23 protein-coding genes and 1 pseudogene are annotated in these 25,982 nt (G+C 66.1%); 12 read left to right on the plus strand and 12 right to left on the minus strand.

Annotated elements, in window-relative coordinates:
* Positions 1-120 precede the first annotated feature (120 nt).
* Both CI805_RS14020 and CI805_RS14025 read right to left on the minus strand, forming a co-directional pair.
* Positions 121-2,298, minus strand: coding sequence for a M13 family metallopeptidase (locus CI805_RS14020; RefSeq protein WP_260924532.1), 2,178 nt, complete (start codon positions 2,296-2,298; stop codon positions 121-123).
* A gap of 111 nt (positions 2,299-2,409) precedes the next feature.
* A complete protein-coding gene (locus CI805_RS14025) occupies positions 2,410-4,317 on the minus strand; it encodes an ABC transporter transmembrane domain-containing protein (RefSeq protein WP_409934904.1) in 1,908 nt (635 codons plus the stop codon).
* A gap of 289 nt (positions 4,318-4,606) precedes the next feature.
* Here CI805_RS14025 and CI805_RS14030 point away from each other — a divergent pair, with 289 nt between their 5' ends.
* From CI805_RS14030 to CI805_RS14045, 4 genes are all read left to right on the plus strand, one after another.
* On the plus strand, positions 4,607-5,851 hold the full coding sequence (locus tag CI805_RS14030) for a polyhydroxyalkanoate depolymerase (protein ID WP_260924534.1): 1,245 nt from the start codon (positions 4,607-4,609) through the stop codon (positions 5,849-5,851).
* 121 nt (positions 5,852-5,972) lie between these two features.
* Positions 5,973-6,686, plus strand: coding sequence for a murein L,D-transpeptidase catalytic domain family protein (locus CI805_RS14035; protein ID WP_260924535.1), 714 nt, complete (start codon positions 5,973-5,975; stop codon positions 6,684-6,686).
* Between the two features lie 152 nt (positions 6,687-6,838).
* Positions 6,839-7,819: an XdhC family protein gene (locus tag CI805_RS14040; protein WP_260924536.1), complete on the plus strand. Its 981-nt coding sequence runs from the start codon at positions 6,839-6,841 to the stop codon at positions 7,817-7,819.
* Positions 7,820-7,821: 2 nt separating this feature from the next.
* Positions 7,822-8,421 carry an NTP transferase domain-containing protein gene (locus CI805_RS14045; protein ID WP_260924538.1) on the plus strand — a complete coding sequence of 200 codons (600 nt, stop codon included), beginning with the start codon at positions 7,822-7,824 and terminating at the stop codon, positions 8,419-8,421.
* Positions 8,422-8,438: 17 nt separating this feature from the next.
* Here CI805_RS14045 and CI805_RS14050 read toward each other — a convergent pair whose 3' ends face one another.
* Positions 8,439-8,957: a YqgE/AlgH family protein gene (locus CI805_RS14050; protein ID WP_260927993.1), complete on the minus strand. Its 519-nt coding sequence runs from the start codon at positions 8,955-8,957 to the stop codon at positions 8,439-8,441.
* 124 nt (positions 8,958-9,081) lie between these two features.
* On the opposite strand from CI805_RS14050, the gene CI805_RS14055 reads away from it, so the two are divergent.
* From CI805_RS14055 to CI805_RS14075, 5 genes are all read left to right on the plus strand, one after another.
* Positions 9,082-9,777: a fumarylacetoacetate hydrolase family protein gene (locus tag CI805_RS14055; protein ID WP_260924540.1), complete on the plus strand. Its 696-nt coding sequence runs from the start codon at positions 9,082-9,084 to the stop codon at positions 9,775-9,777.
* Positions 9,778-9,807: 30 nt separating this feature from the next.
* A complete protein-coding gene (locus CI805_RS14060) occupies positions 9,808-11,943 on the plus strand; it encodes a TonB-dependent receptor (protein WP_260924542.1) in 2,136 nt (711 codons plus the stop codon).
* A 246-nt stretch (positions 11,944-12,189) separates the two neighbouring features.
* Entirely contained in the window at positions 12,190-12,756 is a 567-nt protein-coding gene (locus CI805_RS14065; RefSeq protein WP_260924544.1) for a (2Fe-2S)-binding protein, read from the plus strand.
* On the plus strand, positions 12,753-13,097 hold the full coding sequence (locus tag CI805_RS14070) for an arsenate reductase family protein (RefSeq protein ID WP_260924550.1): 345 nt from the start codon (positions 12,753-12,755) through the stop codon (positions 13,095-13,097). The genes CI805_RS14065 and CI805_RS14070 overlap by 4 nt, the downstream gene beginning before the upstream one ends.
* A 120-nt stretch (positions 13,098-13,217) precedes the next feature.
* Positions 13,218-13,850, plus strand: a complete 633-nt coding sequence (locus CI805_RS14075) for a class I SAM-dependent methyltransferase (RefSeq protein WP_260924551.1) — start codon at positions 13,218-13,220, stop codon at positions 13,848-13,850.
* A 77-nt stretch (positions 13,851-13,927) separates the two neighbouring features.
* On the opposite strand, the gene CI805_RS14080 is transcribed toward CI805_RS14075, so the two are convergent.
* Positions 13,928-14,758 carry a lipoyltransferase gene (locus tag CI805_RS14080; RefSeq protein WP_260924557.1) on the minus strand — a complete coding sequence of 277 codons (831 nt, stop codon included), beginning with the start codon at positions 14,756-14,758 and terminating at the stop codon, positions 13,928-13,930.
* 83 nt (positions 14,759-14,841) lie between these two features.
* On the opposite strand from CI805_RS14080, the gene lipB reads away from it, so the two are divergent.
* Together lipB and CI805_RS14090 are read left to right on the plus strand one after the other, a co-directional pair.
* A complete protein-coding gene (gene lipB / locus CI805_RS14085) occupies positions 14,842-15,582 on the plus strand; it encodes a lipoyl(octanoyl) transferase LipB (protein ID WP_260924559.1) in 741 nt (246 codons plus the stop codon).
* On the plus strand, positions 15,582-16,010 hold the full coding sequence (locus CI805_RS14090) for a hypothetical protein (RefSeq protein ID WP_260924561.1): 429 nt from the start codon (positions 15,582-15,584) through the stop codon (positions 16,008-16,010). The genes lipB and CI805_RS14090 overlap by 1 nt, the downstream gene beginning before the upstream one ends.
* 144 nt (positions 16,011-16,154) lie before the next feature.
* Here CI805_RS14090 and CI805_RS14095 read toward each other — a convergent pair whose 3' ends face one another.
* The gene (locus CI805_RS14095; RefSeq protein ID WP_260924563.1) at positions 16,155-16,496 is read right to left on the minus strand and encodes a hypothetical protein; all 342 of its coding nucleotides are present in this window, start codon (positions 16,494-16,496) and stop codon (positions 16,155-16,157) included.
* Positions 16,497-16,643: 147 nt separating this feature from the next.
* Positions 16,644-17,809 (minus strand): annotated as a pseudogene (locus CI805_RS14100) (N-acetyltransferase).
* 141 nt (positions 17,810-17,950) lie between these two features.
* Here CI805_RS14100 and CI805_RS14105 point away from each other — a divergent pair.
* A complete protein-coding gene (locus CI805_RS14105; RefSeq protein WP_260924565.1) occupies positions 17,951-19,072 on the plus strand; it encodes a fatty acid desaturase family protein in 1,122 nt (373 codons plus the stop codon).
* Positions 19,073-19,178: 106 nt separating this feature from the next.
* On the opposite strand, the gene lptG is transcribed toward CI805_RS14105, so the two are convergent.
* The 6 genes from lptG to CI805_RS14135 form a co-directional block, all read right to left on the minus strand.
* Complete coding sequence (gene lptG, locus CI805_RS14110) at positions 19,179-20,276, minus strand: LPS export ABC transporter permease LptG (RefSeq protein WP_260924569.1); 1,098 nt, start codon at positions 20,274-20,276, stop codon at positions 19,179-19,181.
* Complete coding sequence (gene lptF / locus CI805_RS14115; protein ID WP_260924571.1) at positions 20,276-21,508, minus strand: LPS export ABC transporter permease LptF; 1,233 nt, start codon at positions 21,506-21,508, stop codon at positions 20,276-20,278. The genes lptG and lptF overlap by 1 nt, the downstream gene beginning before the upstream one ends.
* Before the next feature lie 85 nt (positions 21,509-21,593).
* Complete coding sequence (locus CI805_RS14120) at positions 21,594-22,019, minus strand: MAPEG family protein (RefSeq protein ID WP_260924573.1); 426 nt, start codon at positions 22,017-22,019, stop codon at positions 21,594-21,596.
* Positions 22,020-22,161: 142 nt separating this feature from the next.
* A complete protein-coding gene (gene clpS / locus CI805_RS14125) occupies positions 22,162-22,548 on the minus strand; it encodes an ATP-dependent Clp protease adapter ClpS (RefSeq protein ID WP_409934905.1) in 387 nt (128 codons plus the stop codon).
* Between the two features lie 160 nt (positions 22,549-22,708).
* Positions 22,709-23,665: a phasin family protein gene (locus tag CI805_RS14130; protein WP_260924583.1), complete on the minus strand. Its 957-nt coding sequence runs from the start codon at positions 23,663-23,665 to the stop codon at positions 22,709-22,711.
* A 343-nt stretch (positions 23,666-24,008) separates the two neighbouring features.
* Complete coding sequence (locus tag CI805_RS14135) at positions 24,009-25,886, minus strand: PHA/PHB synthase family protein (RefSeq protein WP_260924585.1); 1,878 nt, start codon at positions 25,884-25,886, stop codon at positions 24,009-24,011.
* Between the last annotated feature and the right edge of the window lie 96 nt (positions 25,887-25,982).

A 25,982-nucleotide genomic window follows, 5' to 3' on the forward strand; every position in this document is an offset into this window, starting at 1 on the left:
CCGCGAGCCGCATCGAAAAATTAGTGCGGTAGGTACTTTTCCAAAGACGACACTTTGAGAATCGGGAAGAAAAAACCGGCCGGTCGCGAAACGACCGGCCGGCTCTTCAAATACTGCCTGTTACCAGGTCCGCACGCGGTCGGCGGGGGCCTGATAGAGCTTCTCGCCCGGCTTCACGTCGAACGCCTTGTACCACTCGTCGAAGTTACGAACGATGCCGTTGATGCGGTAGTGCGGCGGCGAGTGCGGGTCGGTCTTCAGGAACTGGCGGGCCTGCGCCTCACGCACGCGCGAACGCCAAACCTGCGCCCAGGCCATGAAGAAGCGCTGGTCGCCGGTGTAACCGTCGATCACCGGCGCGGGCTTGCCGCCGAGCGAGAGGTGGTAGGCCTCGTAAGCGACGCTCAGGCCACCCAGATCGCCGATGTTCTCGCCCATGGTCAGGCGACCGTTCACGCAGGTCTTGCCATCGTCGAACGGGCAGAAGCTGTCGTACTGCGCCGCCAGCTTGTCCTGTATCTTCTGGAACTTGGCGGTGTCCTCCGGCTTCCACCAGTCGCGCAGGTTGCCCTGCCCATCGGACTTGGCGCCCTGATCGTCAAAGCCGTGGCCCATCTCGTGGCCGATCACCGCGCCGATGCCGCCGTAGTTCACTGCCGGGTCCGCCGACAGGTTGAAGAACGGGGGCTGCAGGATCGCCGCCGGGAACACGATCTCGTTATAGGTCGGGTTGTAGTAGGCGTTGATCGTCTCGGGCAGCATCATCCACTCCGAGCGGTCGACCGGCTGGCCGATCCGGTTCATCTCGAACGTGTTCTCCCACGCGCCTGCCGCGATCAGGTTGCCGAGCGGATCGGTCGGCGAGAAGTTGAGCCCTTCGTATTCCTTGAACTTGGCAGGCTCGCCGATCTTCGGCGTGAAGGCATCCAGCTTGGCGATCGCTTCCTTGCGGGTCGCCTCGCTCATCCACGACAGGTTCGCCAGCTTTTCGCCCATCGCCTTGCGCAAGTTGGCGACAAGCTGCGTCATCGCTTCCTTCTCGGCCGGCGGATAGTACTTTTCGGCATAGAGCTTGCCGAGCAGTTCGCCCGCCTCACCCTCGACCATGGCGATGCCGCGCTTCCAGCGCGGACGCTGGGCCTGCGCGCCGCTGAGCACCTTGCCGTAGAAGTCGAAGTTGGCATCGTCGATGTCGGTCGGCAGCACCGAGGCATAGGAGCGCAGGAAGTGCGCCGCCAGCCACGCCTGCCAGGTCGAGACCGGCACGTCGCTGATCAGCTTCGCGGTCGCCGGAACGCCGCCGCCGAACTCGGCAGCGGCCTTGGCGGCATCGATGTGCGCAGCCTTGAACTCGTCCGCCGTCGGCGGCATCTCGTCGACGAGAACATAGCTCGCCTTGCCCGCGCCCGAAGCGTCGAGGAAGGTCTTGAGCAGATCGCCCTCGCCCAGCGCCTCGAATTCGGCGGTGCTCAGCTTGTTGTAGGTCAGGTCAGGGTCACGGCGGGCCGCACGGTCCCACTCGTTCTGCGCCATGCGCGTTTCCAGCGAGAGCACCGCCTTCGCCGAAGCGGCAGGGTCCGCATAGCCCGCCTTGCCCAGCAGGAACGTCAGGTAATCGACGTACTTGGCGCGGATCGCCTTGGCGCGATCGTCCTGTCCCAGGTAATAGCTGCGATCCGGCAGGCCGAGGCCCGACAGGCCGACGCCCAGCGCATAGATGTCGCTCTGCTTGGAGTCGGCGCCCACGCCGATCCCCAGCGGCGAAGCATAGCCCGGCGTCGCGAACAGCTTGACCAGATCATCCGGCGTCTTGGCGGCATAGATGCGCTGGAGGTAGGGCTGCACCGGCGCCAGACCTGCCTTGTTGATCGCGTCCACGTCCATGAACGACTTGTAGGCGGCAGCAATGCGCGCGCCGTCGCTGCCCGGCGCCTGCGGTGTGGAGGTCAGGCCATCGAGGATACCGCGAAGACGCGCCTGCGACAGGTCCGCCAGCGTATCGAACGAGCCGATCCGGGTCTTGTCGTCAGGGATCGGATGGCTGGCCACCCAACCGTTATTGACGAAGGCATCGAAATCGTCGCCCGGCTTCACGCTCTTGTCGATGTACTGGGTCTGGATGCCGAATGCGCCCCAGTTGGTCTCGGGCTTGACCTCGGCGGAGGCCGCAGGGGCAGAAGCGGGGGCGGCATCGTCCGCAAGGACCGGCGCGGCGGCAAGGCCCAGCGACAGTGCCGCCGCAGCAACACCGGCGGCCAGCACGCGTTTCGCGCGAGCGGTGGAAAGCAATTCGGGCATGGATACCCCTTTTCGAAAGATCGTTGAACACGCCAAGCGGTAGGGCCCGGACAGGCCCCGATGGCGCGCACGATAATTACGAAAAGCGGTAACGCCAGTCCTTATTCGCGATCAATATGACAAATCGCTCGAACTATTGTCGAATTGCAACGCGGCAAGGCGTGCATAGAGGCCGCCCAGCCGAACCAGTTCGTCATGCGTGCCCTGCTCGGCAATCCGCCCGCCGTCCATCACCACGATGCGGTCCGCCTTGCGTATGGTGGCGAGACGGTGCGCTATGACCAGCGTGGTGCGATGCGCCATCAGCGTTTCGAGCGCATCCTGCACCAGCCGCTCGCTTTCGGCGTCGAGCGCGCTGGTCGCCTCGTCCAGCAGCAGGATCGGGGCATCGCGCAGCAGGGCGCGGGCGATCGCCATGCGCTGGCGCTGCCCGCCCGAAAGCCGCGCGCCGCCCTCGCCCAGGAACGTGTCGAGCCCCTGCGGCAGCTCGCGCAGGAACCCTTCGGCATTGGCGGCAGAGGCCGCACGCCAGATCGCCTCGTCACCGGCGTCCCAGTTGCCGTAGCGCAGGTTGTCGCGCGCGCTGGCGGCGAACAGCACGCCCTCCTGCGGCACCAGCGCGATGCGGCGGCGGGCATCCACCGGATCGGCGGAGGCAAGCGGCACGCCGTCGATCTTGATGGTGCCGCCCTGCGGATCGTAGAACCGCTCGGCCAGCTGGAACAGCGTGGACTTGCCCGCCCCCGAAGGCCCTACGATGGCCACCGTCTCGCCCGGCTCCACCGTCAGCGAGAAATCGTGCAGCGCGGCGAGTTCGGGGCGCGAGGGATAGCGGAAGGTCACGCGCTCGAAGGCGATTTTGCCGCGCGCGGGCACCGGCAGCGCCATGGGCCGGGCGGGCGGCGCGATCTGCGGGCGCTCGTCGAGCAGTTCGGCAAGGCGGCTGGCGGCGCCCGCGCCGCGCACCAGATCGCCATAGACCTCGGTCAGCGAATTGAACGCGCCCGCCACCAGCACGGCGGTGAACACGAAGGCCGCGATGGTGCCGCCGGTGATCGTCCCTTCGGCCACGCCCACCGCGCCCCGCCACAGGATCAGCGTGATCGCGCCGAGCACGAGGAACATGATCAGCGCGGTCATCACGCTGCGCATCATGAAGCGGCGGCGGGCGATCTCGAAGGTATCCTCGACGCTGGCGGCAAAGCGCTCCGCCTCGCGCGGCTCCTGCGTGAAGGCCTGCACGATGGGCAGCGCGTCGAGCACCTCGCCGGTCATCGCGCCGATCTGTGCGACGTGATCCTGGCTGGTGCGCGACATGCCGCGAAGGCGCCGCCCGAACACCGCGATCGGCACCACGACCAGCGGGATCGCCACGAGCAGCCACACCGTCAGCTGCGGCGCGAGGATGAACAGATAGACGACGCCGCCTATCGCCATGATGACATTGCGCAGCGCGACCGAGACGCTGGTGCCCACCAGCTGGTCGATGATCGTCGTGTCCGCCGTCATGCGCGAGGAAATCTCCTTGGGGGAGTTCACCTCGAAGAAGCTGGGCGAAAGCGTCAGCAGGTGGCGCTGCACGCGGCGGCGGATATCGGCGACCACGCGCTCGCCCAGCCACGAGACCGAATAGAACCGCGTCGCCGTACCCAGCGACAGCACCACGATCGTCGCGACCAGCGTGACGAACCAGCGCTCGATCGCCGTGGGATCGGCGCCGCGCGCGAAGCCCTGATCGATGATCTGACGAAAACCGTAAGGAATGGCGAGCGTCGCCAGCGCCGTCACCAGCAGCGCCGCCCCCGCCAGCGCGACCCGCCCCGGATACCGGAACATCTCGCGCCAGACCATCGTCAGCGGACGCAGCCCCTTGGGCGACCGTCCGGCAGCCGCCGATGTGGCCTCTTCGCCGCTGGCCGGCTCAGGGCTGGCGAAGGCAGGATCGACGGACGGTTGCTGCCCCACAGCAAGATCACGGGCGGCAGGCTCAGGAACGGCAGGATCGCGGGGAGATGGCATGGTCTCGCGCCTTACCCCCTCGCCCGCCGCAGGAAAAGGGCCTTGCGGTGGGCTTTGCGGGACGAAATGCCCTATCCCGGCGCCCTTCCGTCACCGTGCCGTCACGGCGCCGTCACCGCGCGGCTGCCGGGGGCCATCTGGCCCCGAAACGGGACGAAAGCGGGATTTGCCGCATTGCACAATGACGCGTTCGGGTCCAAATTAGGCAGCAAATCGGTCGATGGGCCGTTAACCGTGAGATGTCAGGTAAGAGCCGCCAGACCTGCGGGCGCGGCCGGGAGAACGCGACTTGCTCTATAACGCCTACGAATTGCAGCGAAATCTGCTCAGCGGCGCATCGGCCTGGGCCTCGGTCGGTGCAGAGATGCTGACCAACCCGGCGTTTCCGATCAGCCAGTTCGGCCTGGGGCCGGTGATGGCATCGGCGCTCGAAGTCTTCGCGCATGCCGCCGCGCCCCGCGGAAAACCGACCTTCGCGATCGAAGCGGTGACGATCGAGGGCAAGCGCCACCCCGTCACCGAATCGATCGTCGAGCGACGCCCGTTCTGCAACCTGCTGCGTTTCGAGCGCGCAGGCCTTCCCGCCGATGCCCCGCGCCTGATGATCGTCGCGCCGATGAGCGGACACTACGCCACGCTGCTGCGCGGCACCGTGGCCCGCATGGTCGAAAGCAGCGTCGTCTACATCACCGACTGGGCCGACGCGAAGCTGGTTCCGGCCTCGGAAGGCCGCTTCGATCTGGACGACTATATCGACTACCTGATCGATTTCCTCTCGTGCATCGGCCCCGGCACGCACATGCTGGCGGTGTGCCAGCCCTCGGTCCCGGCCTTTGCCGCCGCCGCGATCATGGGCCAGCAGAAGCACCCGGCGCGCCCTGCCACGCTGACCATGATGGGCGGCCCGATCGACACGCGCGAGGCGCCCACCAGCGTCAACGACGTCGCCATGCAGCAGCCGCTGGCGTGGTTCGAGCAGAACGTGATCGCCACCGTCCCGCTCGCCTATCCGGGCTCGGGCCGCCGCGTCTATCCAGGCTTTCTCCAGCTGGCCGGGTTCATGGCGATGAATCTGGGCAACCACATGATGAGCCACTACGGCATGTTCCGTCATCTGGTCGAAGGCGACGATGAAAGCGCGGCGGCGACCAAGGCGTTCTACGATGAATATCGCAGCGTCTGCGACATGACCGCCGAGTTCTATCTCCAGACCATCGAGCATGTGTTCCAGCGCCACTCGCTGCCCAACGGCGAGTTCGTGCATCGCGGCGAGCGGATCGATCCCACCGCGATCCGCGACACCGCGCTGCTCGCGGTCGAGGGGGAAAAGGACGATATCTCCGGCATCGGCCAGACCAAAGCCGCGCTCAAGCTGGCGGTCGACCTGCCCGACGACTCGAAGAAGTACTATCTCGTCGAAGGTGCGGGCCATTACGGCATCTTCAACGGCAAGCGCTGGCGCAATCTCGTTGCCCCGGTCCTCGAAGACTGGATACGCAGCCACGCCCGCAAACCGGAAGCGACGGAGAAATAAGCCAAGTTTTCACGACAAGCCGTTCCCTGTGCGCGCTGGCACGGGGAACGGAAAGGCAGGATGGTTCTGGTCCGTTAAGGTTGATTTTGGTAAACTGTCGGACATGCGTAAACTGTCAGCCATGAACGGAAAACTCGGTCGCCGCGATATCGTGAAGGGTGGATTGCTGGCGGGCCTCGGCCTGACGCTGCCCGCCCGCGCCTTTGCCGCCGACCCGCAGGGCCTGAGTGGTTCAAATCTGACCGGCGCGGCACCGACTGATCTGCTCTCCGGCTCCACGCTCGGCGCGGTTCCGGCCAGCCCGGCCAGCGCCGACGCCTATCAGCAGCGCATCCTTGCCGCTGCCCAGCGCGAGGTCAGCCGGGTACGGGCCTCCATATGGCGCGCCGATCTGGTCGGCATCGCCGATTTCTCGCAGCCGTCGTGGAAGCCGCGCTTCCATTTCGCCAATCTGGAAGACGGCACCGTGCGCTCGTTCCTGCTGGCCCACGGGCGCGGTTCGGACCCGGCGCACAGCGGCTGGCTGCAGAGCTTCTCCAATCAGGTCGGCTCGGAAGCGACATCGCGCGGCGCCTATCTCACCTGCGAATGGTATCAGGGCAAGTACGGCACCTCGATCCGCCTGCAGGGCCTCGATGCCGACAATTCGCGCGCGCTCGAACGCGCCATCGTCGTCCACCCCGCATGGTACGTGGACGAATCGATGATCGCCAAGTGGGGCAAGCTCGGCCGCAGCGAGGGCTGCTTCGCGATGAGCCAGGCGAACTTCAACGAGGCGCTCTGGCACCTGTCGGGCGGACGCCTGCTGTTCGCGGACCGCATCGGCGAGGCGTGATTTCCGCCCGCATCATGCCCCCATCACGGCCTGCATCACCCCCTGCATCATGGGGCACTAATTCGTCCCGCCCGCATTATCAGCGGGAACTATAGGTTCGATCACGCGATGTGGCGTTTACTTGCCACCCGGTTCGCGCGACAGACCTTTCGATGACCCTGCCCCTCGACAATGCCGACTGGCCCACTTTCGGCTGGAGCGATGACATTCGCCCCGCGCTGTCGCGTGCCGTGGCGGCAGGCCGTCCGGTGGCGCTGGCGACGCTGTTGCGGGTCGAGGGCAGTGCGCCGCGCGGCCCCGGCGCGCAGATGCTGTTCGATGGCAGCACCGCCAGCGGCTATTTCTCGGGCGACTGCATCGAGGGCGATGTCGCCACCCACGCCGCGCAGGTGCTGGAGGACGGCCAGCCGCGCCGCCTGCACTATGGCATGGGCAGTCCGTGGATCGACCTGCGGCTGCGCTGCGGCGGCGCGCTGCATGTCGTGGTCGAACGGGTGGAGGCGGACAGCCCTGCCGCGATGGCGCTGCTCGATCACACCCGCCAGCGCCGGTCGTGCCTGTGGGAGAGCGACGGCACGGTGCAGACCGTGCGCGTGGCGGAAAGCGGCGCCCCCCTGCTCAGCGCACACGACGATCCGCTGCACTTTGCCCGGCGTTACGACCCGCCGCGCCGCCTGATCGTCTCGGGCGGCGATCCGGGCGCGCTGGCCGCCGCGCAGCTGGCGATGATGACCGGGTTCGAGACGATCCTCGTGCGCCCCGACGGCCCGCACCAGCCGCCGCCCTTCGCGGTCTCGCGCTATCTGCGCGGCGAGCCTTCGCAGGCTCTTCCCGAACTCGGTGTCGATCGCTGGACCGCGTACCTCGGCGCCACACACGAGGACGAGCACGATCTCGGCGGCTGCCTTGCCGCGCTGAAGGGCGGGGCGGCGTGGACCGGGATGATCGGCGCCAAGTCGCGCGCGCCCGCCCGTATCGCCGCGCTGCGCGGCGCCGGGGCCAGCGACGAGGAGATCGCCGCGCTGCACATGTCTCCCGGCGTCGCAGGGCTGGGCAAGGCCCCGTTCGAGGTCGCCACCGGCATCCTGGCCGAGATCATGCAGGCGCTCAACCCCGCCCGCGAGCGCGCCTGAGCGTGGCAGGAAACCGCCTCGGATCGCGCCATGACTTCGGTGCGATCGTGCTGGCGGCAGGCCACGCCACGCGCTTTGGCGGCGGCAAGATGCACGCGCTTTTCAGAGGCGAACCGCTGCTGCACCATGCGATCCGGCTGGCGCGCGCGGCACCGGTGTCCCGCGTCGTAGTCGTCACGCGCCCCGGTGCGGCCATCGGCCAGTGGGACGGCGCCCCGCCCGTCACCCACATCACTCTCGCCAGCGACGCGCTGTCCACAACCCTGCGTGCGGGGCTGGCCGAGTTTGACGGGTCCGGCGTGGATGGCGCCTTCGTGTTTCTGGGCGACATGCCGCTGGTGCCGCGGGACATGGCCGCTCGGCTCGCCGCCGCGCTGGGCGAGCGCTATGCCGCGCTCCCGGTCGTCGGGGAGCGTCCCGGCCATCCCGTGCTGCTGTCCGCGCGGGCGATGGCGGATGCGCTGCTTCTGGAAGGGGATGCAGGTGCGGGCCGCCTGCTGCGCGCACGCCCCGATGTGCTCCGCCTGCCCTGCGACGATCCCGGCGTGCTCACCGATATCGACAGCCGCGAGGATCTCGTCAGGGTGGAAACAGAACGATGAGATCAGGCCCAAGAATATCAGGCGCGGCCGGTTTCGCTCGCCAGCAGGGCGGGATCGATGCCTTCGGCGCGCCATGCGGCTTCCCAGCGCTTTTCGGCGCGCGTGTCGAACAATACCCCGGCGCTTCCCTGCGCGGCATGCCAGCCGTGCTGGCGCAACTCTCCCTCAAGCTGGCCTGCGCCCCATCCGGCATAGCCCAGCGCCATCAGCCAGCGCGCAGGCCCGGTGCCCTTGGCGATCGCGCGCAGCACATCCATCGAGGCGGACAGCGCGCCGACCGGCTCGACCAGCACGGTGTCGTGGCCGATCCAGTCGGTGGAGTGCAGTACGAAACCGCGCCCCGGCTCGACCGGACCGCCATGGTGGATTTCGCGATCGGGCGCCGTGCCGGGATCGATGCCCAGTTCCTTCAGGATCGCATGAAAGCGCACGCCCTCGCGCAAAGTGCCGATGCCGACGCCCAGCGCGCCGGTATCGTCATGCACGCACATCACGTTGACCGAACGGGCGAACCGCGGATCGCCCATGCCCGGCATGGCCAGCAGCAGCCGACCCGTAAGATACTGTTCCTGTGTCACGCCTTTGACTGTACCGGGTCCAGGCGAGCCCGCAAGCACGCCGCGCGTCCCCTCTCTGCTTCTACCCCCAAGGAGTAACCCCATGAACCTGCTGTTCGATCTGCCGCCCGCCCCCACCGTGCCCATCGCCGGGTCGGACACCCGCTTCCCGGTCGGCCGCGTGTTCCTTGTCGGACGTAACTACGAGGACCACGCGAAGGAAATGGGCGCCGCCGTCGATCGCGAGGCGCCGGTGTGGTTCTCCAAGTTCGCCTCGACCGTCTGCGTCACCCCGGCGACCATCCCCTATGCGCCGGGCACCGAGAACTACCATTACGAGATGGAACTGGTCGTGGCGCTGGGCGCAGGCGGCTTCCGCGTCGCGCCCGAAGACGCGATGGACCTCGTGACCGGCTATGCCTGCGGGCTCGACATGACCCGCCGCGATCTGCAATCGCGCATGAAGAGCAAGCAGTACCCCTGGGACGTCGCCAAGAACATCGAGAACGGCGCGGTGATCGGCCCGATCACCCCTGCGGCGCAATTCGGCGAGGTGTCCTGCCAACGCATCCGCCTGACGCAGAACGGCACCGTGAAGCAGGACGCGACGCTCGACCTGCTGATCTGGAGCCTGCCCGAACTGATCGCCGACCTCTCGAAGCTCTATCACCTGCAGGCGGGCGACCTGATCTACACCGGCACCCCGGCAGGCGTCGGTCCGGTCCAGCCCGGCGACGTGCTGGTGGGCGAAGTCGATGGCTGCGAGCCGATCGAACTGCGGATCGCCGAAGCGGAGTGAATCTGTACGCAGCGTGTACTGAACGGTTAATTGCCGTATAGGCGCGCGCGACTCGATAAAAAGAAGAAGGACACGATCATCTCCTCCCGTCATGCCGTCCGCCCTGCCCTGCTCGCCTCGATCGCGACGCTGGGCGTGCTTGCCCCCCTTGCCGCTGCGCAGGCGCAATCGAGCGATCCCGCGTCGGAAGCGAACTCGACCACCGCGAAGTCGCACAAGGACAAGACCCCGGTCATCGTCGTGACCGGGCGCGGGCTGGCGGACGGCCCGGCAACCCCGGCCTACGACAGCGTGGTGCTCGATCGCGACACGATCACCTCCAGTTCCTCGGGCCGGATCGAGGACGTGCTGTCCTCGGTGGCGGGATTCCAACAGTATCGCCGTTCGGACAGTCGCGCGACCAACCCGTCGAACCAGGGTGTCACCCTGCGCGCGCTGGGCGGCAATGCCTCCAGCCGCTCGCTGGTGCTGCTGGACGGGGTGCCGGTGGCGAACCCGTTCTTCGGCTATATCCCGCTCAGCACGCTTTCGCCCGACCGGCTCAGCACGATCCGCGTGACGCGCGGCGGCGGCACCGGGGCGTTCGGTGCAGGCGCTGTCGCGGGCACCATCGAAATGGACAGCGCCGGGCCGGACCAACTGGGCCTGCTCAATGCCGAGGCGCTCGTCGACAATCGCGGCGAGACGCAGATGGATGCCACCGTCTCGCCCAAACTGGGCAATTCGGGCGGCTATGTCGTCGCCAGTGTGCAGTGGGATCGCGGCAAGGGCTTCTGGACCACGCCCGAAGACCAGCGCGTCGATGCCAGCGCCCGCGCGCGCTATGAAAGCCTTTCCGGCTCGATCCGCGCGGTTGCCCCGCTGACCGACGACATCGAGGTGCAGGCCGGTGTCATGGCCTTTCAGGATCACCGCACTTTCCGCTTCCAGGGTGCCGATTCGACGTCTTCCGGCCAGCAGGGCTCGATTCGCCTCGTCGGCCATGGCGACTGGAAGTTCGACGTGCTCGCCTATGTGCAGGCGCAGGATTACTCGAACATCGTCAAGAGCTCGACCAGTTACAAGGAAACGCTGGACCAGCACGCCACGCCCACGCTGGCAGGCGGCGGCAAGCTGGAGATCCGCCCGCCGGTGGGCGACGATCACGTCCTGCGCTTCGGCACCGACCTGCGCCTGACCGGCGGCCACCTGCTGGAATTCCCGATCAGCACCACCACCGGCGAACGCTCGGCGATCCGCCATGCGGGCGGCGACGAGTCGGACCTTGGCCTCTATGCGCAGGATGACTGGACGCTGGGCCAGCTGGTGCTGACCGCAGGCGCCCGCGCCGATCGCTGGACGATCCGCAACGGCTACTACACGCAGGACGCCTTCGACGCGACCGAGGACAACATCGACAACCGCTATGCCAACCGCTCGGGCTGGGTCGGCAACTTCCGGGGTGGCGCGATGTGGCATGTGGCCCCGGTGATCGCGCTGCGCGGCTCTGCCTATACCGGCATGCGCATGCCCACGCTGAACGAGCTGTACCGCCCCTTCGTGGTCTACCCCGTCACCACCGAGGCGAACGCGGACCTCAAGGTGGAGAAGCTGCGCGGCTACGAAGCCGGGTTCGACGTGACACCCGCCACCTGGGCGCGCCTGTCGGTGACGGCGTTCTACAACAAGCTGGATGACGCCATCGCCAACGTCACCATCGCCACCAATGCGCGCAAGCGCGAGAACGTCGATGCGATCCGCGCCAAGGGCATCGAGGCGGAAGCCGCGCTGACCTTCGGCCAGGTGGGCTTCAACGGATCGCTGTCATGGACCGATTCGAAGGTCGAGGCGAGCGGCACGCAGGCAGCCATCGACGGCCTTCGCCCCGCGCAGGTGCCCAAGCTGATGGCCAGCGGCACCCTGTCGTGGACCCCGCGCAAGGGCTGGCGCCTTGCGGGCACCGTGCGCCACATCGGCCGCCAGTACGAGGATGACCTCAACACCTACATCCTGCCCGCCGCGACCACCTTCGATGCCTATCTGCAGGTGCCGGTCGCAGGCCCGGTCTCGCTGACCGTGCGCGGCGAGAACCTGAGCAACGCAAACGTCGTGACCCGCAACCAGGACGGCTCGATCGATCTGGCCGAACCGCGCACCGTGTGGGTGGGCGTGAAGCTGGCGATGTAAGAGCCTGTTTGGAAATTCGCGAAACGCGAATTTCGCGGCACCGGCCCACGCCCCCACCCTACCACTCAACGGTAGTATCCTGCGGGTGGTAGGGTGGGGGCGTGAGCCGGTGCCGCTGACGATGTAAACAACGAACCCGCCGCTGCCCACTGGCATCGGGCGGGTTCTCCGGTATTTTTGTTTGCCGCATTTTCCGAGTCATCAGGTGATTCCACCCGATTGGAAAATGCTCTACTCCTCGGCGCGATGGCGCGCCTTACGATCAACGATCACCCCGTCCAGATCGACATGGACCCGCAGACCCCGCTGCTGTTCGCCCTGCGCGACGGCGCGAACCTGACGGGCACCAAGTACGGCTGTGGCGTCGGAGACTGCGGCGCCTGCACGGTGATGGTCGATGGCGCGGCGCTGCGCTCGTGCCTGATTACCCTTTCCGAATGCGAAGGGCGCTTCGTCACCACTATCGAGGGGCTTTCGGCGGACCGCTCGCACCCGGTGCAGCAGGCGATGGTGGCCGAGCAGGCGATCCAGTGCGGGTTCTGCACCCCCGGCATCGTGATGACCGCCGCTGCGCTGCTCAAAACCAACCCGGACCCCAGCGAGGCGCAGATCCTCGACGCGGTGCCCAACTTGTGCCGCTGCGGCGTCTATCCGCGCCTCGTCCGCGCGATCCAGCGCGCAGGCCGCGTCGCGCGACGCCTCGAAACCATCAGCGCCGCGCCTGCCCCCGGCATCACCCCTGCCGATGCCGCGCGCGCCGTCCCGGCGCTGCGCACGCTTACGAAATCGCAAACCTCAGGAAACATCCCATGAAAGCCACGATCTGGCACAACCCCAAGTGCGGCACTTCGCGCAAGACGCTGGCGATCCTCGAAGAGACGCCCGGTGTCGAGGTGACGGTGATCGAATACCTCAAGACCCCGCCGAGCGCGGAGAAGCTCGCCCAGCTCTATCGCGATGCCGGGATCACCCCGCAAAGGGGCCTGCGCCTGCGCGGCACCGATGCGCAGGAGCGCGGCCTGCCCGATGCGGACGCCGCCACCGTGCTCGCCGCGATGGAAGCCGAACCGATCCTGATCGAGCGCCCGCTGGTCGAGACCGACAAGGGCGTGCGCCTGTGCCGCCCTCAGGAACTGGTAAACGAGATCCTGTGAACAGAGGGGGCGGACAGCGGGCATTTACCGCATTCACGACGCCCTTCGTCTTGCAATACGGTGGCTAATCTGCCAGCGATCCGTCCCTGAGTTTTCAAAGAACAGCGAGTGCGCGCTTCCATGACCAGTACCGAGCTTGCCCGAGAGCCCCTGCAGCAGCGGATCAAGCGCAAGATCAAGCAGACGCTGGGACCTTGGGGAATCTTCGTCGAAGGCTTCATCCGCAACCCGGTGATGGTCGGCTCGATCGTTCCCTCCTCGCGCTTCACCATCCGCCGGATGCTGGAGAAGGTCGACTGGGAAAACACCAAGCTCTTCGTCGAATACGGCCCCGGCGTCGGCACGTTCTGCCAGCCGGTGCTCGACCGCCTGCCGCGCGACGGCATGCTGCTGGTGATCGACACCAACCCGCTGTTCATCGACTATCTGCGCCGCACCATCACCGACAGCCGCTTCGTCGCGGTCAACGGCTCGGCAGCCGACGTCGAGGAGATCGTGCGCGCGCATGGTCATGAAAAGGCGGATTACGTGCTGTCGGGCCTGCCGTTCTCCACCCTGCCCAAGGGCGTGGCACCCGCCATCGCGGCAGCCACGTACCGCGTGATCCGCAAGGGCGGCGCGTTCCTGGTCTACCAGTTCCGCCCCAAGGCGAAGACCTTCATGACCCCGCACTTCAAGCGCATCGACGACGCGATCGAGCCGATTAACGTGCCGCCGTGCTTCATGTGGTGGTGCTGGAAGGACGAGGACTGATCCTCCCTTCGTTCAGACGCGACGCATAAAAAAGGGGGCCTTCAAGCCCCCTTTTTCGTATCCGATGCATTCCTCGTTCACTCGAAAGGACGGCCCGGTGCAGCGCTGTCGCTGCTCAGCTGGCGGTGGATCGCCACCAGCACGGCCACCGTCACGACGCTCGCCACGGCATTGAACAACCCGGAGACCAGCGCCGCCCACAGGGTCGGCAGATTGCCCTCGCCCGCCAGCAGAAGGACCGGCGTGATCAGCGCCATGTTCACCACCATGCCGATGATCAGATAGGCCAGCATCAGCAGGCAGAAGAAGCCGAACAGGCGCAGCGCATGGCGCCGGGTCAGCTGCCACGAACGGCGCAGGGCATGGACCGGGTTGAGCAGTCCGTCATTGACCACCACCGGCACCAGCAGCGAAACGCGCACCGCGGCATGGATCAGCAGCGCGATCCCGAACAACGACACCACTGCACCCAGAGCAGCACCGGCCCCGCCCAGCGGCGCGAACAGCGCGGCGGGCAGCACCAGCACCGCCATCGTCGCCGCCAGCGCGATCACCATCGTCGCGATCAGCGTGGGCAGCGCGCGGATCGCCGAGGCGATCACCGTGCCGACGGTGGGACGCGCGCGGTCGGCCAGCAGCCGTGCCAGCGCGAAATAGCCGATCAGCTGCATCACCACACTGCCGAGGCCGACGCCGAACAGCGTGCCGATGTTGTCCATCACCAGTTGGTTCACCAGCGTCTTGTTCTCGAAATTGGTGTAGATCTGCGTTTCCAGGCCGGTCAGCAGCACGCCTGCGAGCAGCGAGGGCAGCAGGAAAAACACCCCCGCCACGGCAAAAAGCACCTCGCGGTTGGCGCGTACCGCCGCAACGCTGTCCTGCCAGGCGCGGTTACTGTCGAATTTCATCATGGGCTCCAACGGCCGGGTTCCGGGGGCAGCCCCCTTAAACCCTCTTGCTATGCGCTGCCAATGACGCCACGCAACGCGGCATGACAAGTCCTGTTTTCGCGCAAGCCGACTCCGTCGCCCCTCCTGGTCTTCTTCCCGACACTCTGCCGGGCGATATCGAACTGCGCGTGAGCACGCAGCCGGTGCCCTATCGCGAGGCGCTGGAAGAGATGGCCGCACGCAATGCCGCGATCGCGGCGGGAGAGGCGCGCGAACTGATCTGGCTGCTGGAACATCCCCCGGTCTACACCGCCGGCACCAGCGCGGCGGCGGACGAACTGCTCGACCCGCGCTTCGAGGTGGTCGAGGCCGGGCGCGGTGGGCGCTATACCTATCACGGCCCCGGCCAGCGCATCGGCTACGTCCTGCTCGACCTCAAGCGCCGCGCCCGCGACGCGCGCGGCTTCGTCCATGCTCTGGAAGGCTGGGTGATCGACACGCTGGCCAATTTCGGCGTGGACACCTTCCGCTCCGAAGGCCGCATCGGCATCTGGACCAACGACATCGACGGACGCGAGGCGAAGATCGGCGCGATCGGCGTGCGTATCCGCAAGTGGGTGACGATGCACGGCTTCTCGGTGAACATCCGCCCGGACCTGTCGCACTTCACCGGCATCGTGCCCTGCGGCATCGAGGAATTCGGCGTCACCAGCCTCGAAAAGCTCGGCAAGGCGGTCGACATGCACACATGGGATGCCGCACTGATCGCCCATGCCGAGGCGTTCCTTGCCAAGCTGGAAAGCCCCTGCCCGCCACCTGCCAAATCGGGGGAGACCGCCTGATGGCCCGCGCCTCGCTCTGGCTCGCTTCGGGCGCACTGGTGCTCGGTATTGCGCTTTCGGGCTGCAACAGCGCCAAGAAGGATGACAAGAACGCCACCGCAGCAGGCGGCGAACTGCTGCCTCGCTCGGCCAGCGACGACATGCTGCCCTACGACACCGTCACCTCGCAGCCCGACCTGCTCGATCCCGAAGCGGCCACGCGCAGCGCCGCCAGCCACGCGCAGGTCGAACAGGACGCACAGGACGAAGCCGACGCTCCCGACGAGGACGACGCCCCCGGTCAGGACCAGGGCGACGACGATGCGACGACAACGGAAACCACCGTACCCGCCGCCCCTGCTCCGAGCACGACCGGGGGCAGTAACATTAAGGGGGCCGTTCCGCTCGACCTTCTCTATCCCGCCCTTCCCCATACCCGCTCAGCCTGAGCCTGTCGAAGGCCGCGCGGTGAGGGTTGGTCAGGGCGCCCCCTAGCTCTATCTGACGCCTTAGCGTTACTTTGTGAGGCAGGCCTGACGCGCCGCCTTTGACAAGCTCAGGCTGAGCGGCGTTTATGAACCCTTCCCAGCGCCTCAGCGTTTCTTCTTCGCGATCGGGGCGTTGAAGTCGGGCTCCTTCTTCGCCACCCAGTCGACGAACTTGCGCACGTCGGGGTTCAGCAGCAGGCCGTCGACGTCCATGCCGTTGCGCTGGAGTTCGGAGTTGGTGAAGGTGGTGATCAGCATCTGCTGGCAGATCGGGTGCATCGGCACGGTATCGCGCCCGCCCCGGCTCTTGGGGATCGGGTGATGCCACACGATGGTCTCGCCGGTAGGACGCCCGCACAGCCAGCACGGGACGGGCGGCGGCGCCTCTTCCTCGGTGTCGATCTCGGGCTCGTCCCAGCCGCCGTTCTTGCGATGTTTGCGGGCCATGGTGTCTCTTCTTGGTGTCCCCCCTCTCCTTCGTCATCCCCGCGAAGGCGGGGATCCAGCGCGGAACGCAATGCGCTGACTGGATTCCCGCCTGCGCGGGAATGACGAAAGAAAAGGTGCGGAAATGACGGACGAACAGGGAAAGCCTTACAGCGCCTTTTCGTAGATCGCGTATTCGCGGTTTACGTGGCTGTCGATGGCGTCGGCGATGGCGACCATGCCCTGGTTGTCTTCCAGAACCCAGCCGATCTCGCCGCGCTTGCCGCCGAACTTATCTACGGCGGCGCGGCGGATGTACTCGATCATCATGAAGGCCAGCTGGCTGGCGAGGCGCGAGGACTGCAGCTTCTTGCGCACGCCCATCAGCGGCACGCGCATGTCGGCAGGCTTGGGCTTGCGCAGCCACAGCGCCAGCTTGATCCAGCCCAGAATGCTCGGCTTGCCGGTGCGGCCGTTCACGCGCATCTGGATCTGGTTGAGATCGGGCAGCGTCATCATGAAGGCCACCGGCTCGCCCTCGTACTCGGCGAACTGGATCAGTTCGGGATGGACGAGCGGCTTGAGCTTCTTGCCGGTATGGGCGATTTCCTCGGGCGTGAAGGGCACGAAGCCCCAGTTGTCCGCCCAGGCATCGTTGAGAATGTCGCACAGGATCGCCGCTTCCTCGTCGAAGCGCTTGGGATCGCAGTTGCGCACGCGGATCTTGGCGTTCTTCTCACCCGAAGAGACGATGCGCTGGATCAGCGGGGGGAACTGCTTCGTGATGTCCAGTTCATAGGTGTAGAGCGTCTTGGCGACGGCATAGCCCGAACCCTCGATCCAGCCCTGATAGGCCGGCTGGTGGTGCGCCATCATCACCATCGGGGATGATCGAAGCCCTTCACCTGAATGCCCGGCTCTTCCCAGACCGAGAGGTTCATCGGCGCCAGCACGCGGGTCATGCCTTCCTTGCGCAGCCAGTCCTCGGCCGTGGCGATCAGCGCCTTGGCGACGGCTTCGTCCTCGGCCTCGATCGCGCCCCAGTTGCCGGTGCCCGGCCCCATGCCCTGCTCGACCGGCTGGGTCAGCGCCAGTTCATCGATGTGGGCAGAGATACGCCCGACGATCTTGCCGCCGCGACGTGCTAAGAACAGCTGGACGCGGGCATGGTCGAAGAACGGGTTCTTGCCCGGCGTGAACTTCTCGATCTCCTCCATGCGCAGGTTCGCGACCCAGTTTTGATCTGGCGCATTGTGGCGATAGGCGAAGTCCACGAAGGCAGCACGATCGGCCTTGCTGGAAACGGGTGCGATGACTAGTTCGGCGTTGGCCACGATCCTGCCTTTGTTCCGATGTAGGGAAGAAGAATGGATGCGACCTGCGTGGACTCGCCTCATGTTGTCAAGCGCGGTTAACACTGCACAGCAACATACCCGGCCGGCGACGCGAAAAAGGTTCACTTTGGAAGTAGTACGATGATCGAACAGGATATCCTCGACAGGCCCAATGCGCCCGCGACCGCAAGAGATGTGGCCGCGGATGAGGCCGCGCGTGCCGGCCGTGCGGCGATTCGCAAGAATGGCCCCGAGGACAAGGCGATGATGCGCGCCGCCGCCGAACTGACGCGCGACATCGCCAAGGCACGCCCCGCGATCTACTGGCCCGACATGCTGGCCAATGCCGCCGTCGGCTATGCGACGCTGGCAGGCGCGATCCTGGCCAGTTCGCCGTGGGTGGCGCTGGCCTGCGCGCTGGTCTCGGTGCTGACGCTCTACCGCGCGCTGCTGTTCATCCACGAACTGACGCACTACCACCGCGATGCCCTGCCCGGCTTCCGCTTTGCCTGGAACCTCTTGGTCGGCGTGCCGATGCTGATCCCCTCGTACATGTATGAGGGCGTGCATTCGCTGCACCACTCGCGCGTGCGCTACGGCACATCCGAAGACCCGGAGTACCTGCCGCTGGCGCTGATGAAGCCGTGGTCGCTGCCGGTCTTCGCACTCACCTCGCTGCTGCTGCCTGCCGCGCTGATCGTACGCGGGGCGATCCTCGTGCCGCTGGGCGCGGTGATCCCGCCGGTGCGCCGTCTGGTGTGGGAGCGCGCCTCCTCGCTTTCGATCAACCCCGGCTTCCGTCGCAAGGCGCCCGAGGGCGAGTTCGCGCGCATGGTGTTCTGGCAGGAAGTGGGCGTCTCGGTCTGGTCGATCGCGCTGATCGCCGCGAGCCTTGCCTGGGGCTGGCGTCCGCTGATAATCGCCGTCGCCATCGTCGCTGCCGTCGCCCTGCTCAATCAGGTCCGCACGCTCGTCGCGCACCTGTGGGAGAACGAGGGCGAGCAGATGAGCGTGACCGAGCAGTACCTCGATTCGGTGAACGTGCCGCCGCCGGGCGTGATGGCAGGCCTGTGGGCGCCGGTCGGCCTGCGTTACCACGCGCTGCACCACCTGCTGCCCAGCCTGCCCTACCATTCGCTGGGCGAGGCGCACCGCCGCCTGGCCGCGAACCTTGCGCCGGGATCGACCTACACCAAGGCCAACTACCCCGGCCTGATGCCGCTGATGAGCCGCCTCGTCGCCAGCACGATGGGCCGCCGCTGAGGTTTCCGCTGAAGGTTGTCGGCCTCACCAGCCCAAACGAAAAGGGGCCGCGATCATGGCGATCGCGGCCCCTTTTCGTTTGGGCTCGTAACTGGCGGAAGCGGTATTATTCCTCGGTCCGCACCAGCACCGTCTCGCCGACCAGCAGGAACAGCACGAAGGGCGCCCATGCCGCGACCAGCGGCGGATAGCCGCCGAAGTTGCCCATCGCCAGCGCCGCATTGTCGAGCACGAAATAGGCAAAGCCCAGCGCCATGCCGATCACCGCACGGATCAGCAACTGCCCCGAACGGGCCAGTCCGAACGCGGCGACCGCGCCCAGCAGCGGCATCAGCAGCGCGGCCAGCGGGCCGGAAATCTTGTGCCACCACGCCGCCTCAAGCTCGCTGGTGCGGCGCCCGGCGGCGCGCATCGCCTCGATCGAACGGCTCAGCTCGAAGATGTTCTGCCCGTCCGAATCGATCGAGGTCATCCGCACCTTGTCAGGCGTGATCCCCGGCGCCACGAGGTCCGAGATCGGCTTGGTGCTGGTGGTGTCCGCCACGTCGAAGTGGCGCGGCTTGACCAGACGCCAGCCGGGATTGGCATATGTCGCGGTGGGCGCGCGGGTCTCGCTCAGGATCGCGCCATTGGCATCGCGAACGTAGAACGTGACATTGGTCAGCGTCATCGTGTTGCCGGGGCCGGACGCCTGCGCGGCATAAAGGATGTCGCGCCCGTCGGCGAGGTAGACGTTGGTGCGCAGCCCCGTGTCCTTGGGCACCGGGCCGTACTTCACCGCCTGCCAGGCATCGAGCGTGGCAAACGAACGCGTCACCACCCGCTCGTTGAACACGAAGCTCAGCCCCGAGATCACCAGCGAGGTCAGCAGCAGCGGCGCGAGCACCTGATGCGCGGACAGCCCCGCCGCGCGCATCGAGATCACCTCGCTGTTCTGGTTCAGCGTCATCAGCGTGATGATCGTCGCCAGCAGCACCGAATAGGGCAGGAAGCGCGAGATCAGCTGCGGCACGCGCAAGGTGACGTAGTACATCAACTGCGCCTGCCCGTTGCCGTGATAGGCCAGAATGTCGCCACTCTCGCCCAGAAGGTCGAGCACCTGCAGCACCAGAACCAGCATGATCAGCACCGCCAGAATGCGCGTGGCGAACAGCTTGGCCAGATAGAGGGTGAGCGTGCGCGAAGGGAAGAAATCGAACTGCATCAGGTCTTGTCCGCAGCAGGCACGGGAAGGAGAGGCCCGCTCTTGCGGCGGCGGCGCAGCAGCGAGCGGATGCGCTTGCCGACGATCGCGGCAATCCGCTCCAGCCAGCCGATCGCCTGACCGCCGGGCACATAGGCCACGCGCCAGTACATCCACACGATCAGCGCGGCGAACAGCGCGAACGGCCCCCACAGTCCGAAGACCGGGCTGATCTTGCCGAGCGAGGCCACGTCGCTCGCGTACTCGTTGATCTTGTGATAGGCCACGATCATCACGATCGAGACGAACAGGCCCAGCGCAGACGTCGATCGCTTGGGCGGGATCGCCAGCGCCACCGCCAAGAGCGGCAGCAGCAGCATCATCACCACTTCGACCATGCGATAGTTGAAGTTCGCCTGGCTGGCGATACGCTCGGCCTTGGGGCGGTCCTTGTTCCAGCCAAGGTGCATCAGCTCGGGCAGCAGATATTCGCGATCGGCGCCGCCGCGCTGGCGGAACTTCTCCACCGCCGGAAGGTCGATCGGCAGATCGTGCTGCGTGAAGGTCAGCACGCGCGAGTTATGGCCGGGAATGTCCTGCACCATCCGCCCGTTGTCGAGCCGCAGCACGATGGTATCGGGCGAGCCGCGGAAGGCGAGGAAGCGCCCCTGCCTGGCCGAGATCGACAGCACCTGACCCTTGGCGTCGGCCACGCGCACGAAGATGCCCAGCAGCTTGCGGCCATCGTCCTGGCTCTGTTCGATCCGCAGCGCGATGCGGTCCTTCAGCGTGGTGAACTCGCCCACCTTGATCGAGGCGCCCAGCGCACCGGACTTCAGCTCGTAGTTCAGCTCTTCGTAGTAATAGCGCGCCAGCGGCTGCAGATAGCCGACATTGGCGAGGTTCACGCCCACCAGCACCAGCGTGATGATGTAGGGCATGCGCAGCAGGCGGGTATAGCTGAGGCCCACCGCTCGCATCACGTCCAGCTCGCTGGAGGTCGCCAGCTTGCGGAAGGCCAGCAGGATGCCGATCATCAGCCCCAGCGGAATCGCGAGGCTGGCATATTCGGGCATCAGGTTGGCGAGCATCTTGAAGACCACGCCGACCGGCCCGCCCTCCGTCGCCACGAAGTCGAACAGCTTGAGCATCTTGTCGAGCATCAGCAGCGATGCCGCCAGCAGGAAGATGCCGAACATGGGCATCAGCGTGAGGCGCAGGATGTATCGATCTATGGCGGTGATGAATTTCACGGATGCTTTTCGCGTATGCCTGAACCAGACCCCTTAACCGCAAGGCGCGCCGGGCGAAAGCCGTTTATCGGTTCGGGATGCACGCTTAACCCCACAGCAGCGGCCACAGGACCATCAGCAGGCCCACCATGCTGACGATGTAAAGGAGCGAGCGCAGCCCCTTGATCCCTGCCCAGTAGACCGGAAGATAGGCCACGCGCGCAGCCAGCCAGACCCAGGCGCCGATGTGCGAGACCGTGCCGGTCCGCCCCGCCAGCACCACGCCCAGCAGCGCGGCGACGGCCACCGGGAAGGTTTCCTGAAGGTTCGCCTGTGCCCGGATCACCCGCCCGGTGCGCGGCGGCAATGCGGGCAGGCCGGAGGTTTCGTCACGCGGTCCCATGTTCCAGTCCACGCCGTACTGGCGCGTGCGCAACTGACCCGCGAGCAGGATGTTGAACACCAGCAGCACGCAGCCCCAGGCGAGAACGAGCAGTTCCGTGGGAATGGCGGTGGACGATCCTGTCAGCATGGCCTCAACAACCCCCTGTCCTTCTTCCGCGTTCCCGAAGCCCATCGACATCGGCAGATAAACAGCGCCGATACCCGTCAATAGCGCAAATACCGGGCGCCCGATGTCGCTACAATCGCGCGACCGTCATGTGGGGGCTGCGTCAGGCCTTTTCCAGCGTGCACTGAAGCGGGTGCTGGTTCTGACGCGCGAAGTCCATCACCTGATTCACCTTGGTTTCGGCGATCTCGTAAGGGAAAATCCCGCAGACGCCGACCCCGCGCTGGTGGACGTGCAGCATCACCCGCGTCGCGGCTTCCAGATCCATGTGGAAGAAGCGCTTGAGCACCAGCACGACGAATTCCATCGGCGTGTAATCGTCATTCAGCATCAAGACCTTGAACTGGCTCGGCTTCTTGGGCCGGGCACGGGTCTTGGTGGCGACGCCCAGTTCGTCTCCCGCATCGGTCCCGCCATCGCGATCGCCGCCATCATCGGCAGCACGAGGCGCGAGGGCGATCCTCGCAAGTCCTGCGGGATCGGCGCTCACAGGCCGCAAGACGGCCGGACGGGGGGAAACTGTCATGGATCGCATGGTGCCCAGAATATCGTAGCGGGACACCTCACGACAAGATGCCCCGCCCAATATTATCTCACGAGCACGACCGGACGCGAGCGAAAACCGCCCGCATGACCGGCCGGACCAGCCATCAGGCCGCCGTGCGGACCTTTTCCATGGCCAGGCTGAAACGGCCCGAAATCGGCGCCATCACATCGCTCATCAGCTTGAGCATGGCTTCGCTGTTCTTCGAGCCGGTAGCGACGGCGCTGTCGAAGTTTTTGCGCATCATGTCGCCCTGCAGCTTGAAGAAGTCGGTCGGCGACTTGGCGGCGGCAAGCTCCTTGATGTCACCGGTCATGGCTTCGAACGAAGCGCGGCTTTCCGAGACCAGCGAAGACCCCATGCCCTGCATGCCTTCAGCGAAGATCTTGCCCGATTCGATCACGGCCTCGACGTTGCCCTTGGTGAAGTCGCTGACTTCGCCGAGAACCTCGGTGCCCTTTTCGAAGGCCGCCTTGGCCTTGGTCTGGGCGTCGCTCATGGCATCCTTGATATTGACATTCATGTCCATCGTGCTGTCCTCGAGAATGAAGTTGGTAAAAAGTCCTGCGAACGCTGCGGGTGGTGTGACGGTCTTGGATGCCGTCTCTGCAATCGGTGTCTTGGCGACCGCGAGTTCGGTTTTCGTCGGCTTGGGCGCCGGAGCGGCCTTGGCTGCCGGGGCAGGCTTGGGCGCTTCGGGCGTCTTCGGCACTTCGAGCTTTGCCGGCTCCAGCTTTACCGGTTCGCCCGCCTTGGCGGCAGGAACCGGCTCGGCCACCGCTACCGGAGCAGCTGCCGGTTTGGGCGGGGCTGCGACTTCGGCCGCCTTGGCCACAGTCGGCGTGACCGACTTTGCCGGTATAGGTGGCTTGGAGGCTTTCGGCGCGGCTTGCGGCTTCGCAGCTGTCGGCTTGGAAACCGCCTGCTTGAGCGGAGCCGTCTTGACGGGCGCCTTCTTCGCAGCGGGTTTGGCAATCGGCTTGGGTTTGGGCTGGGGCTTGATGGTGGCTACAGATGCCTTCTTCGGCGTCGTCTTGCTTTTCGCGTCGTCCTGTCCGGCCATTGCCACCTTCCCAAAAAGCCTGCGTGCCGACGCGTATCGAGCGATGCGCTTTCATGACCTCGGCAAACTGGCCGGGGACTCGGCACTCCATTGCTGCAACGCAAAATAGGATGAGCAGCACACCAAGTCAAGCTCCTCATGCTGCAGTGCAGCATACGTATTTTACGCAGAAATCCGGAGAATTTTCAGACGCAATCCAGACATAACCGGGAGACAATTCCGTTTGTGCGAAAGGGCACACAATTACTTCAAACACTAGCGCCCGGCGCCGCCACGAGGCGTCCGACACAATCCTTTGCCATGGGGAATTTCAGCGGTTTACCGATCTGCCCGAAAAGCGCGATCAGCGCGTCATCACATAGCGCCCCGGCGCATCCTCGATCGCCTTGTCGCCGCGACCGCCGGGCCGCCGCTTGCCCTTGGCAGGCAATTTCGTACCATCGAGCGCCTCAATCCATTGGGCCCAGTGCGGCCACCAGCTGCCCCGGTGCTCGCTCGCGCCGCTAACGAAAGCCTCCAGCGAATCGACAGGGGCGCCGTTCACCCAGTACTGGTACTTGTTGGCGCTCGGCGGGTTGACGACACCCGCGATATGCCCCGATCCCGCCAGCAGGAACGTCCACGGCCCTGCCAGATGGCGCGTCAGCTTCCACACGCTGCGCGGCGGGGCGATATGATCCTCGCGCCCCGCCTGAATGTAGCAGGGCGTCGTGATCCGCCGTAGGTCGATAGGCACGCCCCCGGCCTGAAGGGAATCGGGCACCACCAGCCGGTTATCGCGATAGAGATCGCGCAGATAGTCGCGATGCCAGCGCGCGGGCAGATTGGTGACGTCGCCGTTCCAGTGCAGCAGATCGAAGGCCGGGCGATCCTCGCCCTTGAGATAGTTGCGCTCGACATGCGACCAGATCAGGTCGTTGCCGCGCAGGATATTGAACGTCGCGGCCAGATAGCGCCCGTCGAGATAGCCGTCGGTCGACAGCTTGCCGATGGCGTCGATCTGCGCATCGTCGACGAAGTTCTTGAGGTCGCCCGCCTCCTCGAAGTCCACTTGCGCGGTCAGGAACGTGGCGCTGGCCACCTTGTCGCCCTCGCCCTTCCTCGCAAGGATCGCCAGCGTGGCGGCCAGCGTCGTGCCCGCGACGCAATAGCCCACGGTGTGGACGGCGGGCACCTTCAGCCGCTCGCGCACAAGGTCGATCACGGCGATCTGCGCCGCGATGTAATCGTCCCACACCATATCGGCCATCGATGCATCGGCGGACTTCCACGAGACCATGAACACGGTGATCCCCTGCTCCACCGCCCAGCGCACGAAGCTTTTCTTCGCATTGAGGTCGAGGATGTAGAAGCGGTTGATCCACGGCGGGAAGATCACCAGCGGCGTCGCCAGCACCTTGTCGGTGGTCGGCGTGTACTGGATCAGCTGGTAGAGCGGCGTCTCGGCGATCACCTTGCCCGGCGTCACCGCGATATTCTCGCCCAGCGTGAAGGCGCCGGGGCTGGAATGCACGATCTGCCCCTTGCGCAGATCGTCGATCAGGTTCTCGAACCCGCGCACCAGGCTTTCGCCCTGCGTCTCCGCCGCCTTCGCCATCGCCAGCGGATTGGTCAGCGGAAAATTCGAGGGGCTGAGCGCGTCGGCGACAGCCCGCGCGGCGAACACCAGCTGTGCCTTGCGGCTGGCATCGACACCCTCGGAGGCCTCGGCCATCGCCACCAGCCGCTGCGAGAGCAGCAGATAGAGCTGATGGATGACGGCAAAGAACGGCTTGCTGCTCCATGCGGCATCCCCGAAGCGGCGGTCCCCGCCCAGCGGCAACAGCGGCAGTTCGGGCACCTGCTCGGCAGCGTCCGGCCCCATGCCGTACTGGCCCAGCACCGCGTTCACGAGGGAAATGCCTTCTTCCCACAGGTGCTTGTGCACATCGGGATCGCTGAGCGGCAACTGGCGCAGCACCGTCTCGATCGTGCCGGCCCACTTCGCCGGATCGCCCAGCGGCGACGTGCCGCCTCCGACCTTCTGCAACTGCTCGATCTGATAGTCCTGCCAGAGCGACTGCATCCGGCCAACGACACCGGCCCAGTTCACGGCATTCTCGTCAGCCGCTTTCGCATCGCCCCCGCTCGCAACCGCCGATGTCGTGCCCAGCAGGGCCTGGAACGTATCGGTCTGCGCACGGACGATATCGGCAAGCATCGCATTGGATTCGGTGGGCATGGCGTAGGCGCGGCTCCTTCCTCTCACCATGTCGTTGTGGGGAGCAAGCGCAGCGCTGTCGAGTCCTCAAAAGAGCGCTTCGTCGCCTCCACCGAT

The sequence above is a fragment of the Novosphingobium sp. 9 genome (genome assembly GCF_025340265.1).
Taxonomy (GTDB): domain Bacteria; phylum Pseudomonadota; class Alphaproteobacteria; order Sphingomonadales; family Sphingomonadaceae; genus Novosphingobium.

Coding starts and splice junctions, on each gene's coding strand:
- CI805_RS14020 (WP_260924532.1), bottom strand. CDS start 2,298: ATGCCCGAATTGCTTTCCACCGCTCGCGCGAAACGCGTGCTGGCCGCC.
- CI805_RS14025 (WP_409934904.1), bottom strand. CDS start 4,317: ATGCCATCTCCCCGCGATCCTGCCGTTCCTGAGCCTGCCGCCCGTGAT.
- CI805_RS14035 (WP_260924535.1), top strand. CDS start 5,973: ATGAACGGAAAACTCGGTCGCCGCGATATCGTGAAGGGTGGATTGCTG.
- CI805_RS14040 (WP_260924536.1), top strand. CDS start 6,839: ATGACCCTGCCCCTCGACAATGCCGACTGGCCCACTTTCGGCTGGAGC.
- CI805_RS14050 (WP_260927993.1), bottom strand. CDS start 8,957: ATGCCGGGCATGGGCGATCCGCGGTTCGCCCGTTCGGTCAACGTGATG.
- CI805_RS14055 (WP_260924540.1), top strand. CDS start 9,082: ATGAACCTGCTGTTCGATCTGCCGCCCGCCCCCACCGTGCCCATCGCC.
- CI805_RS14065 (WP_260924544.1), top strand. CDS start 12,190: ATGGCGCGCCTTACGATCAACGATCACCCCGTCCAGATCGACATGGAC.
- CI805_RS14070 (WP_260924550.1), top strand. CDS start 12,753: ATGAAAGCCACGATCTGGCACAACCCCAAGTGCGGCACTTCGCGCAAG.
- CI805_RS14075 (WP_260924551.1), top strand. CDS start 13,218: ATGACCAGTACCGAGCTTGCCCGAGAGCCCCTGCAGCAGCGGATCAAG.
- CI805_RS14080 (WP_260924557.1), bottom strand. CDS start 14,758: ATGAAATTCGACAGTAACCGCGCCTGGCAGGACAGCGTTGCGGCGGTA.
- lipB (WP_260924559.1), top strand. CDS start 14,842: ATGACAAGTCCTGTTTTCGCGCAAGCCGACTCCGTCGCCCCTCCTGGT.
- CI805_RS14090 (WP_260924561.1), top strand. CDS start 15,582: ATGGCCCGCGCCTCGCTCTGGCTCGCTTCGGGCGCACTGGTGCTCGGT.
- CI805_RS14095 (WP_260924563.1), bottom strand. CDS start 16,496: ATGGCCCGCAAACATCGCAAGAACGGCGGCTGGGACGAGCCCGAGATC.
- CI805_RS14105 (WP_260924565.1), top strand. CDS start 17,951: ATGATCGAACAGGATATCCTCGACAGGCCCAATGCGCCCGCGACCGCA.
- lptG (WP_260924569.1), bottom strand. CDS start 20,276: ATGCAGTTCGATTTCTTCCCTTCGCGCACGCTCACCCTCTATCTGGCC.
- CI805_RS14120 (WP_260924573.1), bottom strand. CDS start 22,019: ATGCTGACAGGATCGTCCACCGCCATTCCCACGGAACTGCTCGTTCTC.
- CI805_RS14130 (WP_260924583.1), bottom strand. CDS start 23,665: ATGGCCGGACAGGACGACGCGAAAAGCAAGACGACGCCGAAGAAGGCA.
- CI805_RS14135 (WP_260924585.1), bottom strand. CDS start 25,886: ATGCCCACCGAATCCAATGCGATGCTTGCCGATATCGTCCGTGCGCAG.